At 63.4% G+C, this 14,030-nt stretch carries 12 protein-coding genes; 8 read left to right on the top strand and 4 right to left on the bottom strand.

The window, feature by feature from the left end:
- Window positions 1-2 precede the first annotated feature (2 nt).
- On the bottom strand, window positions 3-1,550 hold the full coding sequence (locus tag O7A70_RS28220) for a helicase HerA-like C-terminal domain-containing protein (protein ID WP_337143285.1): 1,548 nt from the start codon (window positions 1,548-1,550) through the stop codon (window positions 3-5).
- Window positions 1,551-1,909: 359 nt separating this feature from the next.
- On the opposite strand from O7A70_RS28220, the gene O7A70_RS28215 reads away from it, so the two are divergent.
- Genes O7A70_RS28215 through O7A70_RS28200 form a run of 4 tightly spaced genes read left to right on the top strand, consistent with a single transcriptional unit; the run spans window position 1,910 to window position 6,146 of the window.
- Window positions 1,910-3,352, top strand: a complete 1,443-nt coding sequence (locus O7A70_RS28215) for a methylmalonyl-CoA mutase subunit beta (protein ID WP_337143284.1) — start codon at window positions 1,910-1,912, stop codon at window positions 3,350-3,352.
- Window positions 3,349-5,478 (top strand): methylmalonyl-CoA mutase, encoded by a 2,130-nt coding sequence (scpA, locus tag O7A70_RS28210; RefSeq protein WP_337143283.1) that lies wholly within the window; start codon window positions 3,349-3,351, stop codon window positions 5,476-5,478. Before O7A70_RS28215 ends, scpA begins: the two co-directional genes overlap by 4 nt.
- A 60-nt stretch (window positions 5,479-5,538) precedes the next feature.
- Window positions 5,539-5,760, top strand: coding sequence for an AbrB/MazE/SpoVT family DNA-binding domain-containing protein (locus O7A70_RS28205; protein ID WP_337143282.1), 222 nt, complete (start codon window positions 5,539-5,541; stop codon window positions 5,758-5,760).
- Window positions 5,757-6,146: a type II toxin-antitoxin system death-on-curing family toxin gene (locus O7A70_RS28200; protein WP_337143281.1), complete on the top strand. Its 390-nt coding sequence runs from the start codon at window positions 5,757-5,759 to the stop codon at window positions 6,144-6,146. The genes O7A70_RS28205 and O7A70_RS28200 overlap by 4 nt, the downstream gene beginning before the upstream one ends.
- On the opposite strand, the gene greA is transcribed toward O7A70_RS28200, so the two are convergent.
- The 3 genes from greA to O7A70_RS28185 form a co-directional block, all read right to left on the bottom strand.
- Entirely contained in the window at window positions 6,143-6,616 is a 474-nt protein-coding gene (greA, locus tag O7A70_RS28195; protein ID WP_337143280.1) for a transcription elongation factor GreA, read from the bottom strand. The two genes, O7A70_RS28200 and greA, sit on opposite strands and share 4 nt — an antisense overlap.
- Window positions 6,617-6,799: 183 nt before the next feature.
- Window positions 6,800-7,804: an asparaginase gene (locus tag O7A70_RS28190; protein WP_337143279.1), complete on the bottom strand. Its 1,005-nt coding sequence runs from the start codon at window positions 7,802-7,804 to the stop codon at window positions 6,800-6,802.
- 78 nt (window positions 7,805-7,882) lie between these two features.
- Complete coding sequence (locus O7A70_RS28185) at window positions 7,883-9,049, bottom strand: acetyl-CoA acetyltransferase (protein ID WP_337143278.1); 1,167 nt, start codon at window positions 9,047-9,049, stop codon at window positions 7,883-7,885.
- A 188-nt stretch (window positions 9,050-9,237) separates the two neighbouring features.
- On the opposite strand from O7A70_RS28185, the gene betI reads away from it, so the two are divergent.
- Genes betI through betA form a run of 4 tightly spaced genes read left to right on the top strand, consistent with a single transcriptional unit; the run spans window position 9,238 to window position 14,000 of the window.
- Entirely contained in the window at window positions 9,238-9,828 is a 591-nt protein-coding gene (gene betI / locus O7A70_RS28180; protein ID WP_027143984.1) for a choline-binding transcriptional repressor BetI, read from the top strand.
- On the top strand, window positions 9,825-11,354 hold the full coding sequence (gene betC, locus O7A70_RS28175; RefSeq protein WP_337143277.1) for a choline-sulfatase: 1,530 nt from the start codon (window positions 9,825-9,827) through the stop codon (window positions 11,352-11,354). Before betI ends, betC begins: the two co-directional genes overlap by 4 nt.
- Window positions 11,351-12,355, top strand: coding sequence for a threonine/serine dehydratase (locus tag O7A70_RS28170; RefSeq protein WP_337143276.1), 1,005 nt, complete (start codon window positions 11,351-11,353; stop codon window positions 12,353-12,355). Before betC ends, O7A70_RS28170 begins: the two co-directional genes overlap by 4 nt.
- Window positions 12,348-14,000, top strand: coding sequence for a choline dehydrogenase (gene betA, locus O7A70_RS28165; RefSeq protein ID WP_337143275.1), 1,653 nt, complete (start codon window positions 12,348-12,350; stop codon window positions 13,998-14,000). The genes O7A70_RS28170 and betA overlap by 8 nt, the downstream gene beginning before the upstream one ends.
- Window positions 14,001-14,030 lie beyond the last annotated feature (30 nt).

The raw sequence follows: 14,030 nt of genomic DNA, 5'->3' as shown, positions 1-14,030 counted from the left end.
TTCTACCGCCCCCGCGACAGGCTGCCCAATATTCCGCGCACGATCGCACGGCCGACCGAAGAGCCGACCGAGCGCACGACCGACTTGATCGCCGCCTCCGCCACCGTCTGGCGGTTGGACGGGCGCGGCGCAGGCGCGCGCCTGCCGCCGGACTGCGGCGCGGGATCGTCATTGCCGAAGCCTGGAATGGTCCAGCGCGAACCGCCGGTGCCTGCCTGCTGCGCCTGCGCCTCGGCGTCCTGCGCCTCCTTGGCCTTCTTCTGCAGCATCTCGAAAGCCGACTCGCGGTCGATGACCTGGTCGTACTGGCCGGTGACCGGGCTTTCCCCGATCAGCTTCTGCCGCTCGGCGGGGGTGATGGGTCCAAGCCGCGATGACGGCGGACGGATCAGCGTGCGCTGGACCATGGACGGAACGCCCTTGGCCTCCAGCGTCGAAACCAGCGCCTCGCCGGTGGCGAGCTGGGTGATGGCGGTGGCGCAGTCGAAGTCCGGATTGGGACGGAAAGTTTCGGCCGCCGTCCTCACCGCCTGCTGCTCCCGCGGCGTGTAGGCGCGCATCGCGTGCTGCACGCGGTTGCCGAGCTGGGCCAGGACCTTTTCGGGGATATCCAAAGGGTTCTGCGTGACGAAATAGACGCCGACGCCCTTGGAGCGGATCAGGCGGACCACTTGCTCGACCCGGTCGATCAGCACCTTCGGCGCCTCGTCGAATAAGAGGTGCGCCTCGTCGAAGAAGAACACCAGCTTCGGCTTGTCGGGGTCGCCGACTTCGGGCAGTTCCTCGAACAGCTCCGACATCAGCCAAAGCAGGAATGTCGCGTAGAGGCGCGGATTCATCATCAGCTTGTCGGCGGCGAGCACGCTGATGGCACCGCGACCATCACGCGTGGTGCGCATGATGTCGGCAATCCGCAAAGCCGGCTCGCCGAAGAAGTTCGCCGCGCCCTGCTGCTCCAGCACCAGCAGCGTGCGCTGAATGGCCCCTACCGATGGCTTGGTGACGTTGCCGTAACGGGCGCTGATCTCTTCGGCGCGTTCGGCGATGTTGGCGAGCAGCGCCTGCAGGTCTTTCATGTCGAGCAGCAGCAGCTCTTCCTCATCGGCGATGCGGAAGGCGATGTTCATGATGCCTTCCTGAGCGTCGGTCAGGTTCATCAGCCGCGACAGGAGCAGCGGTCCCATTTCCGAAATGGTCGCGCGGATGGGGTGGCCCTGCTGGCCGAACAGGTCCCAGAAGATGACCGGAAATTCCTGAAAGTCGTAAGGGTCAAGCTTGACCTGTTCTGCCCGCTTGACAAGGAAATCCTGGGCGGTGCCCAGCATGGCGATGCCGGAAAGGTCGCCCTTGATGTCGGCGCAGAATACCGGCACGCCGGCATTCGAAAAACCTTCGGCCAGGATCTGCAAGCTGACAGTCTTGCCGGTACCGGTGGCGCCGGTCACCAGGCCGTGGCGGTTGCCGTATTGCAGCAGCAGATTTTCGGCGCGCTGATAGCTGTCGTCGGGCTTGCGGCTGGCGCCGATGAAAATACTGGTATCGTCAGCCATATGTCGGGTCTCCGCAAACTGATGTGTCTAAGGCCAGCCGTTGTCCGAAGGTATAGTGAGGCCGTTGCATAGCGACAATGACAATTGTCCAAAGCGAGGCCAATCATCCAATCAGGGCTATCGTCCAATCAGGGCCAATCGTCCAAACCGGACCAATCGCCAGGAGCGGATTTTGGAACTTGCGAATTTCGATGGTGTTTGGCAATCGTCCATGGTCGGTCTACGCAAGCCAACCTATATCAGGTGGATCGAATATCAGGTGGTGGGATTCGGGCCTTGGATACGCATTGCGATAACCGACCGGAGACCGTAGACTGGGCTGACCGGGCTGGTGCGGCCACATAGAACGAGGACGATGAATGGGCGCCGGAGCCTTGACCAGGAATGTTGAGCCAACGGATGCGCAGCGTCAGCGATGGCTGGCCTTGGCGGAAAAAGCGTTGGCCGGCGCATCCTTTGAGGAAAAGCTGGTCTCGCACACCGACGACAACATCCGCGTCGAGCCACTCTATGATCGCGCGACCGGAACGGAACCGATCGTGCGCGCCAATCCTCAATTGCCCTGGATCGTCAGCCAGCGCGTCGACGACCCCGATGTCGATCGCGCCAAGACCCAGGTCCTGGAAGATATCGCGCAGGGCGGGACGGGACTGTCGCTCGTCTTCGAGGGTGCTCCGAACGCGTTCGGCTACGGCCTGCCGAGGACGGCGCAGGCACTGGAGACGGTACTGGAGGGCGTGCCCCTCAACCGGGTCCAGATCCGCATCGATACCCACCCGTGGAGCCTCCCCATGGCCGACTGGCTGGTGGCGTTCCTGAGCAAGCGCCGCTCCGATCCGGCAAAGCTCAACCTTTCCTTCGGCATCGATCCGGCGGCTATCGTCGCCGGCACCGGACGACTGCGCATGTCGATCGAGGCGCTGCAGGAATCGATGCCGCAATCGCTGGCGCATTTCTTCTCGATGGGCGTCCCCGGTGTGCTTCTGGAGGCGGACGGTCGCGTCTTTCACAATGCCGGCGCCACGGAAGCGCAGGAACTCGGCATCATGCTGGCTTCGGCGGTTTCGTATCTGAGGATGTTCGAGAAGGCGCGGCAGCCGCTCGTCTATGCCGCGCCTCATATCGGGTTCGCGCTCAGCGTCGACCAGGACCAGTTCCTGTCTATGGCCAAAGTGCGGGCCCTGCGCAGGCTGTGGGCACGGGTGCAGGAGGCCTGCTCGATCCCCAATTCCACGGCCAATATCCATGCCGAGACATCATTTCGCATGATGACGGCATTGGACCCCGAAAACAACATCCTGCGCACGACGGTCGGCTGCTTCGCCGCGGCGGCGGGAGGCGCCGATTCGATCTCAATCCTGCCGCATACGATCGCGCACGGCCTGCCGGCGGCTTTTGCCCGCCGCGTCGCGCGTAATGCGCAACTGATCGTGGCCAATGAAAGCCATGTCGATCATGTTGCCGATCCCGCCCATGGCTCCGGCGCGGTCGAAGCGCTGACGTCAGATCTTTGCGAAGCAGCGTGGGCGGAATTGCAGGCGATCGAGGCAGAGGGTGGCGTGCTGTCCAGCCTTCGGGACGGACATATCCAGCAGCGCGTCCGCACTGCCGCCGCCCAGCGCGGGATTGCCTTCAAGTCAGGCGAGCGGGCCATTGTCGGCGCCACGCTTCATCCCTTGAAAAGCGAGCGTCCGGTCGAGACGCTGGACGCAGAGCGGCGACCTGCCTTCACCGAGGGTGTCGTGCTGTGCGAGGCACTGTCGCCGGTTCGCATCGAGCAATCCATCGGGGCCGCTTCTTGATTCCGGATTTCAGTCAGATCGGCTGGGTGCCGCCGCGCCGCGCGCCGGTCGAGGTCAAGGGACAGCGGACGACGCCGGAAGGTCTTGTCGTCAAGCAGTTGTACAGTCAGGGCGACCTCAAGGAATTGCCGCATCTCGATACCTATCCGGGCCTGGCGCCGTTCGTGCGCGGCCCCTACCCGACCATGTATGTCCAGCAGCCTTGGACGATCCGGCAATATGCAGGCTTTTCGACCGCCGAAGAGTCCAATGCCTTTTACCGGCGCAACCTTGCCGCCGGCCAGAAAGGTCTTTCGGTTGCTTTCGATCTGGCCACGCATCGCGGCTATGATTCAGACCATCCGCGCGTCTCCGGCGATGTCGGCATGGCGGGTGTGGCAATCGATTCCATCCTCGACATGCGGCAGTTGTTCGACGGCATTCCGCTCGGCGACATGACCGTGTCGATGACTATGAACGGCGCGGTGCTGCCGATCATGGCGCTCTACATCGTGGCGGCCGAAGAACAAGGCGTCGCGCAGAAGGATCTGGCGGGGACCATTCAGAACGACATTCTGAAGGAGTTCATGGTCCGCAACACCTACATCTATCCGCCGAAGCCCTCGATGCGGATCGTCTCGGACATCTTCTCCTACACCTCGAAGAACATGCCGAAGTTCAATTCGATATCGATCTCCGGCTATCACATGCAGGAGGCCGGCGCGACCGCCGACCTGGAGCTCGCCTATACGATCGCCGACGGCATCGAATACGCCCGCGCCGGCGTCGCGGCGGGGCTCGACATCGACCGTTTCGCGCCGCGCCTGTCCTTCTTCTGGGCGATCGGCATGAACTTCTTCATGGAAGTGGCCAAGCTCAGGGCCGCCCGCCTGTTGTGGGCGACCCTGATGAAAAAGAATTTCGCGCCGAAGGACGAACGGTCGCTGTCCCTGCGCACCCATTGCCAGACCTCCGGCTGGTCGCTGACGGCGCAGGATCCCTACAACAACATCATCCGCACCATGATCGAAGCGATGGCCGCGACCCAAGGGCATACCCAGTCGCTGCACACCAATTCCTTCGATGAAGCAATGGCGCTGCCGACCGATCATTCGGCGCGCATCGCCCGCAACACGCAACTCATCCTGCAGAAAGAATCCGGCACCACGCGGATCATCGATCCGTGGGGCGGTTCGGCCTATCTCGAGCGGCTGACACATGACCTGGCGGCGCGTGCGCTCGCCCATATCGAGGAGGTCGAGGCTCTCGGCGGCATGGCCGCGGCGATCGAAAAGGGCATACCCAAGCTGCGCATCGAGGAAGCCGCGGCGCGTACGCAGGCGCGCATCGATTCCGGCGAGCAGATGCTGGTCGGCGTCAATGCGCATCGCCCCGGGACCGATATTGAGGTCGACGTGCTGAAGATCGATAATGCCGAGGTCAGGGCCCGGCAACTCTCGAAGCTGCAACGGCTGAAAGGCACGCGTGACGTCGCGGCAGTCGAAAACGCGCTCGATGCGCTGACCCGTGCCGCCCAAGGCGAGGACAACCTGCTGGAGTTCGCCATCCGCGCCGCGCGCGCCAATGCCACTGTCGGCGAAATCTCGTTCGCCTTGGAAAGGGCTTATGGCCGCCATGTGGCCACGGTGCAGACCATTTCCGGTGTCTACCGCAAGGCGCTTGGCGATAATCCGGTGGTCGACCGGCTGCAGGACAAGCTTGATGCCTTCGAAAAGAATAACGGCGGCAAGCCGCGCATTCTCGTGGCGAAGATGGGACAGGACGGCCACGACCGCGGGCAGAAGGTGATCGCCACGGCCTTCGCCGATCTCGGCTTCGACGTTACCGTCGGCGCCATGTTCCAGACGCCGGAAGAGATCGCCAGGCTGGCGATCCAGCATGACGTCCACATCATCGGCGCCTCATCGCTGGCAGCGGGTCACCTGACGCTGATCCCCGAATTGCGCGACACGCTGAAGAAGCTCGGCCGCGGCGACATGCTGATCGTGGCCGGCGGCGTCATCCCGCCGCAGGACTATGACGCGGTGCTGCGAGCAGGTGCTGCGGAAATCTTCCCGCCGGGCACGGTTATTCCGGAAGCGGCGGAGCGGCTGCTGGGTCGGCTGCTGGCGGCAGGAGCGTTATAATTTCTGTTGCAACATACAGCGCGCTGCGTTATAATCAGCGTTGCAACAGGACGTTTCATCATGAACACCACAATTCGCAAGATCGGTAATTCGGAGGGTGTGATCCTGCCGAAGGACCTGCTCGATCGTCTGAATTTGAAGACCGGTGATCAGCTCCAGATCGTCGAAACGGACAAGGGAATTGCCCTTGAGCCGGTGGATGACAGTTTCGAGCGGCAGATGGAAGCCGCTCGTAAGGTCATGGACAAATACAAGGTCGCGCTTCAGAAGCTCGCGGAATGAGCTGGGAATTCCTGACCCGGCGCGCAGTCGAAGCCATGCATGCCGAGCAATTGCGCAGGCACGGCGGAGCACAAGGTCTGAGAGATGAAAATGCTCTTGAATCGGCGCTCGCCCGGGCCGAGAACAAGGCCAACTACGGAGATCCTTCGGTCGAGGATCTTGCCGCCGCCTATGTCTTCGGCATTGCCAAGAACCATGCCTTTGTCGACGGCAACAAACGGACAGCGATCGTCGCCGCCGGCGCATTTTTGATCGTGAACGGCCATGTCCTGACGGCCGACAACGGCACGCTTTACGAATTCGTCATGGCCGTCGCTGCCGGTGAGATCGACGAAGCGGGTGCCGCCGCATTCTTCCGCGACCATGTCGTCAAGCTTGAAGACTAACTCTCCGAGAGCTTGACGATCTCCCACTCCTTGCCGTTGACGTTGGCGACGTCGCCGACCTTCTTGCCAAACAAGGCGACCGCCATCGGCGAGACATGCGAGATGCTGCCCTTGGCTGGATTGGCTTCGTCCTCGCCGACGATCTTCCAGTGCACCTTCGTGCCGTCGTCACTTTCCAGCGTGACACCCATGCCGAAGCGGATAACATCGCTGCCGGGCTCCGGCACGGAAAGCTCGGCACTCTCGCGCCGCGCGGTCCAGTAGCGCAGGTCACGCGACACGACCGCAATGCGCTCGCGGTCGGCTTTCCGCTCCGCTTTCGCCATGATATCGCGCAGATCGGCCAGATTGTCCTCGATCTGCGCCAGGCCGCGTTCCGTCACCAGGTTACGGTGCGTGCTGATCGGCCGCTCGCCAACGCCGGCGATGGCGTTCTCGCTGTCTTCTTCGCGGGTAAAAGCTCTGCTCATTCCCTGAACTTAGGCGCCGAGTGGCTGCTCGGCAAGCCGTTGCCGCTGAGAGAACAGGCGCGTCGAACGCGGCGGTTGTGGGCCGGCGCTGGCCGAGCCGGTGACAGTTGACCTCACCCAGACTGGCAGCAGCAGCTATGCGCACCTGACCGCCGAGCGCAACCGCGTCAGCTGATGCTGCTCTCAATTCAAGGCCGGCGTCGGCCTCAGCGCCCCGACCTTGGCGCCGATCCGGCTTTCGATAGGCGCGTTCGCCAGTTCGAGCAGCTTCGCCGCCAAGGGTTCGTCCGCCCGCAGCAGCCTGGCGACGACCGCGGCTGCGATCGCGTCGCCGGCGCGCCCGGCACCGTCATCGCATTTGACCGCGATACCGAGGCCGAGTTGCGGAATTGCGGCACAGTGGACGCCCTCGGCTCCCCCCTTCGCAAAAATCCGCCCGGGAGCGGCTTCCATCAGCAATAGGTCCGTACGGCCGGTGCCCGCGACGAAGAACGGCTCCGCCATGCAGGCGGAGAGCAGGCGCTTTGCGGCCTTCGCCCGCGCTGGACCAAAGCCGTGGGCCGTGGCCATGCGGGCAAAGCCGAGCGCGAAACTCCTGAGCGGTACCGCATAGGTCGGGATCGAGCAGCCGTCGATCGCGCGTTCGTCGGGGCCGTGGACAGCGCCAGTGACTGCCTGCATGGCGTCGCGCACCATTTCCTGCGAGGCGTGATCCGGCCTCACATAGCCGCGATGGGCGATGCCTGAATGGACGCAGGTGCAAAGGAAGCCGGAATGCTTGCCGGAACAATTGTTATGCAGCGCATTTGGCGAACCGCCGGCACGCGCGAGCGCAATCTCCGCGTCATGGTTCGAAGGCCAGTGGGTCCCGCATTCGAGCGCCGACCCGTCCAGCCCGGCCCTGGCCAGCATGGACCGCGCCAATTCGACATGCGCCGGCTCGCCGGAATGGGAGGCACAGGCCAGCGCCAGTTCGCGGTCGCCGAAGCCATAGGCATCGGCGGCACCCGTTTCGACAAGCGGCAGCGCCTGGATCGCCTTGACGGCGGAACGCGGAAAGACCGGCTTCGACGTGTCGCCGATCTCCAGGACCGGCTTGCCATCGGCATCGAAGACAGCGACCGCGCCCCGATGGACGCTCTCGACAATGGCGCCGCGCAGAACCTCGATCAGAACCGGATTTGTCATGTCACCTCCCGCAAAATCAAAGTGTTACAGCGTCGTTTGCGCGCCCCAAACGGCGCGCGGCGCTGTAATGCGGGCGGTCTATCTGATCCGGTCGAGAATGGAAACGTAATTGGCGACGGCCGCACCACCCATGTTGAAGATGCCGCCGAGTTTCGCGCCCGGCACCTGGATGCCGCCGGCTTCGCCGACAAGCTGCATGGCGGTCAAGACATGCATGGAGACGCCGGTCGCGCCGATCGGATGGCCCTTGGCCTTCAGGCCGCCTGAGGGATTGACCGGCAGGCGGCCGTCTTTTGCCGTTGTGCCATCCAGCGCCAATTTGGCGCCCTCACCCGGCTTGGCCAGCCCCATCGCCTCATATTCGATCAGTTCGGCGATGGTGAAGCAGTCATGCGTTTCGACGAAGGAGAGATCGTCGAGTGTCACGCCGGCGTTCTTCAGTGCACCGGTCCAGGCCTGTTCGCAACCTTCGAACGTCAGGATGTCGCGCTTCGACATCGGCAGGAAATCCTGCACATGCTCGTTGGCACGGAAGGCGACGGCGCGGCGCATCTTCAGCGCCGTCGCCGTGTCGGCAAGGATAAGGGCTGCGGCGCCGTCGGAGACCAGCGAGCAATCCGTGCGCTTCAGCGGACCGGCGACAAAGGGATTTTTTTCGCTCTCCTGCCGGCAGAAGTCATAGCCGAAATCCTTGCGCATCTGGGCATACGGATTGTCGACGCCGTTCTTGTGGTTCTTGGCGGCGATCATGGCGAGCGCATCCGACTGATCGCCATAGCGCTGGAAATAGGCCTGCGCGATCTTGCCGAAGACGCCCGCAAAGCCGGCTGGCGTGTCGCCGTCCTCGGGCAGATAGGACGCCTTGAGCAGGTTCTTGCCGATCTCGGGCCCGGGCGTGGTCGTCATCTGCTCGGCGCCGACTACCAGAACGACCCGGGCGGCGTTTGCGTCGATGGCGCGGATGCCTTGCCTGACCGCTGCCGAGCCGGTAGCGCAAGCATTCTCGACCCGTGTCGCTGGCTTGAAGCGCAGCCGGTCATCGGCCTGAAGCACCAGGCTTGCCGTAAAATCCTGCGCCGAAAAGCCGGCGTTGAAATGGCCAAGCACGATCTCATCGACCTCGTCCGGACCGATGCCGGCATGATCGAGCGCTTCCGTCGCGACCTTGACGATCAGATTTTCGAGCGTCTCGCCCTCAAGCTTGCCGAAACGCGAATGCGCCCAGCCAACGATGCATGCGGTCATGGCGGTCTCCATCCTTGGCGCCAGCCTAGTCCATGGCTTCGCCGTCTATTGTTCAAATATAAACATTCTTCCCCGAACCGTGAAGGGCCGCAACGCAACAATCGCTTGGTGCAGGTCGCGTCAGCGGCGATTTTTTTATTGATTGACGCGTCAATAAAAAATAATCTCCGTACAAAATCGGGAACGACATGCCAAAAGTCGGAATGGAGCCATTGCGCCGTAAGGCGCTCATCGACGCGACGATCTCGGCGATCGGTCAGCGCGGCTCGCTTGACGTGACCATGTCGGAGATTGCCGGCCGCGCCGGTGTGTCATCGGCTCTTGCCCATCACTATTTCGGCGCCAAGGATGAGCTGCTGTTCGCGACGATGCGGCACATCCTGGCTGAACTGACCACCGACATGCGCCGCGCGCTCCAATCCACCACTTCCCCGCGCGAGCGCGTCTCGGCCGTGGTCGCCGTCAATTTTTCCGACATCCAGTTCCAGGCGGAGACCATCGCCGCATGGCTCGCCTTCTATGTCGAGGCGCAGCAATCGTCCTCGCTTCGCCGGCTGCTCAGAATCTACGCCCGGCGGCTGCATTCGAACCTGATGAGCGGATTGACCGGTATCCTGCCCAGGACCGAAGCCGACCGCGCCGCGGAAGCGACGGCTGCGATGATCGACGGGCTCTACATCAGGCGCGCGCTGAAGGACGGCGTGCCCGACGCCGCGACCGCGATCGCGCTGGTCGAAGATTATCTCGAAACCAAACTTGGCGGACGGCACAAACAGTGACAGCGAAGCGACCTAATTTCCTGATCGTCATGGTCGACCAGCTCAACGGGACCTTTTTCCCGGATGGGCCGGCGGAATTCCTGCACACGCCGCATCTGAAGGCGCTGGCCGCTCGTTCGGCGCGCTTTGCCAACAACTACACCGCCTCGCCGCTCTGCGCGCCGGGCCGTGCGTCGTTCATGAGCGGCCAGTTGCCGTCGCGCACCGGGGTCTATGACAATGCGGCCGAGTTCGCCTCGTCGATCCCGACCTTCGCCCATCATCTGCGTGCCGCCGGCTACTACACCTGCCTGTCGGGCAAGATGCATTTCGTCGGACCGGATCAGTTGCACGGTTTCGAGGAGCGGCTGACCACCGACATCTATCCGGCGGATTTCGGCTGGACGCCGGACTACCGCAAACCCGGCGAGCGCATCGAGTGGTGGTATCACAATCTGGGTTCGGTGACCGGCGCCGGCGTTGCGGAAACCACCAACCAGATGGAGTATGACGACGAGGTCGTGTTCCTCGCGTCGCAGAAGCTCTATCAGCTTTCACGCGAACAGGACGATGCGGGCCATCGGCCATGGTGCCTCACCGTCTCGCTGTCGCACCCGCACGATCCCTATGTCGCGCGCAAGCAGTATTGGGATCTCTATGAGCATTGCCAGGCGCTGGACCCGGAAACCGGGTACATCGCGCATGACGACCAGGATACGCATTCCCAGCGGCTGTACCACGCCAGCGACTATCCCTCTTTCGAGATCACGCCCGAGCAGGTGCGTCGTTCGCGGCGCGGCTATTTCGCCAACATCTCCTATGTCGACGACAAGGTCGGCGAGCTCCTGGACGTTCTTACGCGAACGCGCATGCTCGACGACACGATCATCCTGTTCTGTTCGGATCACGGCGACATGCTCGGCGAGCGAGGCCTGTGGTTCAAGATGAGCTTCTTCGAAGGCTCGGCGCGGGTGCCGTTGATGATTGCCGGCAAGGGCATTCGTGCCGGCCTGATCGAGGCGCCGGTCTCCAATCTCGACGTGGCACCAACGCTTTGTGACCTCGCCGGCATCGATATCGGGGCGATCGCGCCGTGGACCGATGGCCAGTCGGTGCTGCCGCTCACCAAGGGCGGGCAGCGCACGGCACCGGTATTGATCGAGTATGCCGCGGAAGGCTCCTATGCGCCGTTGGTGGCAATCCGCGACGGCAGATACAAATTCGTTCATTGCGAACTCGATCCGCCGCAATTGTTCGATCTCGAAACCGATCCGCTCGAGCGGGACAATCTGGCCGACGACCCGGCCAATGCGGGTCTTGTGGCGGCATTCATGGAAAAGGTGCGGGCGCGTTGGGACATGGCCGGCTTCGACGCCGCCGTGCGCGAGAGCCAGGCACGCCGCTGGGTCGTCTATCCGGCGCTGCGCAACGGCGCCTATTACCCCTGGGATTTCCAGCCGCTGCAGAAGGCGTCCGAGCGGTACATGCGCAATCACATGAACCTCGACAATCTCGAAGAGAGCAAAAGGTATCCGCGAGGCGAATGATGGCAGACCTTCTCGTCCCCTCCCTCGACCATCTCAGACAGGCTTATGCCGTCACCTCCCAGGCGACACAGGTCACGCCACTGCTGGAATCGACGGCGCTGGCCAGGGAAACCGGCGCGGCCAGGATCTTCATCAAGCCGGAATCGCTGCAATGGGCCGGATCCTTCAAGGTTCGCGGCGCCTATTGGCGGCTGAAGCGGCTTTCGCCCGATGAGGCGAAGAAGGGCGTCGTCGCCTATTCCTCCGGCAATTTCGCGCAAGGGCTGGCCGCGGCCGGCCAGGCGCTCGGCATTCCGGTCACCATTGTCATGCCGATCGATGCGCCGGCTGCCAAGCGGGACGCCACCGCAGGCTATGGCGCGCGCGTCGTGCTGACCGATCATGGCGATCGGGCTCGCGAGGAAGTAGCGGCCGCAAAGGCGCGCGAGATCGCGGAGACCGAAGATCTGGCCCTGCTGCATCCTTTCGACGATCCGGAGATCGTCGCCGGCCAGGCGGGTGCCGGCCTTGAAGCGCTCGAGCAGTTGTCGGCCAAGGACGCCAGCGCCGACCTGTTGTTCTGCTCGGTCGGCGGCGGTGGGCTGATCGGCGGCGTTTCGCTCGCCTTCCACTATCTGTCGCCGGCGACCGGGATCATCGGCGTCGAGCCCGAAGGGTTCAACGGCATGGGTTCCTCGCTGGCGCATGGCAGCATCGAGACGATGCCGATCGGACCAAAGTCGATCTGCGACGGGCTGATGTCGCGCCGGCCAGGCGACGCGCCGTTCGCCGCGGTCAAGACCGCGGGTGTCCGCGGCATCACCGTCGACGACCAGTCGGTGCGGCGTGCCATGCGGATCGCCTTCGAGCGGATGAAGCTGGTGCTGGAACCGTCGGGGGCGGCGTCGCTGGCGGCACTGCTCGGTGGCAAGGTGGATGTGGCGGGAAAGACCGTCGTTGTAATGGCAACCGGCGGCAACGTTTCGCTCGCCGATTTCATGGCGCATATGAACCATGCTTGAAGCGGATTTCGTCATCATCGGCTCCGGCTCCGCCGGCTCGGCCATGGCCTATCGCCTGTCTGAAGACGGCAAGCATTCGGTCATCGTCATCGAATTCGGCGGCACCGATCTCGGACCTCTGATCCAGATGCCGTCGGCGCTGTCGATCCCGCTCAACATGAGCCTCTACGACTGGGGGTTCGCCAGTGAGCCGGAGCCGCATCTGGGCGGCCGCGTGCTGGCGACGCCGCGCGGCAAGGTGATCGGCGGCTCGTCCTCGATCAACGGCATGGTCTATGTGCGCGGCCACGCCCGTGACTTCGACCATTGGGCAGAACAGGGCGCCGCCGGCTGGGGTTTTGCTGACGTGCTCCCCTATTTCAAGCGCATGGAGGATTCGGACGGTGGCGAGGATGGCTGGCGCGGGCACGGTGGGCCGCTGCATGTGCAGCGCGGCTCGCGGCGCAATCCGCTCTATGGCGCCTTCGTCGAAGCGGGCCGGCAGGCGGGGTTTGAACTGACCGACGACTACAATGGCGCCAAGCAGGAAGGCTTCGGCCCGATGGAGCAGACCATTCTGGGCGGTCGCCGCTGGTCGGCGGCATCAGCCTACCTGAAGCCGGCGCTCAGGCGCAAAAACGTGAGTCTGGTCAAGGGTTTCGCGCGCCGGGTGATCATCGAGAATCAACGCGCCATCGGCGTCGAGATCGAAGCTCACAAACAGATCCAGGTCGTTAAGGCGCGACGTGAAGTGATCGTCGCGGCATCGTCGATCAATTCTCCAAAGATCCTGATGCTGTCCGGCATCGGCCCGGCCGGGCATTTGCGCGAAAACGGCATTGCCGTCGTGGCCGACCGGCCCGGCGTCGGCGGCAACCTGCAGGACCATCTGGAGCTCTATATCCAGCAGGAATCGACCAGACCGATCACGCTGAATTCAGTGCTGAACCCGTTCTCCAAGGCGATGATCGGGGCGCAATGGCTGTTCTTCAAGTCGGGCCTGGGCGCCACCAATCATTTCGAGGCCGCCGCCTTCGTGCGCTCACAGGCTGGCGTCGACTATCCCGACATACAGTACCACTTCATCCCGGCGGCGGTTCGATACGACGGCAAGGCGGCGGCGAAGTCGCACGGCTTCCAGGCGCATGTCGGGCCGATGCGCTCGAAGTCGCGCGGCTCGGTGACGCTGCGCTCGCCGGACCCAAAAGCGAAGCCGGTCATCCGCTTCAACTACATGTCGCATCCGGACGACTGGGCGGAGTTCCGCCACTGCATCCGCCTGACCCGCGAAATCTTCGGCCAGTCGGCTTTCGATGCCTATCGCGGACAGGAACTCTCACCGGGCAGCCATGTCCAGTCGGATGACGATCTCGACCTGTTCATTCGCGACCACGCCGAAAGCGCCTATCACCCCTGCGGCACCTGCCGAATGGGCCGCGTCGATGATCAATCAAGCGTCGTCGATCCGGAATGCCGGGTCATCGGCGTCGACGGATTGCGGGTCGCCGACTCCTCGATCTTCCCGCGCGTCACCAACGGCAACCTCAACGCGCCATCGATCATGACCGGCGAGAAGGCGTCCGATCACATCCTTGGCCGTACGCCGCTAGCGCCGTCCAACCAGGAACCATGGATCAATCCGCGCTGGCAGGCATCTGACAGATAGGCCATGATCCGCCGATAGAGTGAGCCGCCC

The sequence above is a fragment of the Mesorhizobium sp. Cs1299R1N1 genome (assembly GCF_037179655.1).
Classification (GTDB): Bacteria; Pseudomonadota; Alphaproteobacteria; order Rhizobiales; family Rhizobiaceae; genus Mesorhizobium; species Mesorhizobium salmacidum.
The sequence above is the reverse complement of the archived record's forward strand: the minus strand, read 5'-3'. Positions and strand labels throughout refer to the sequence as shown.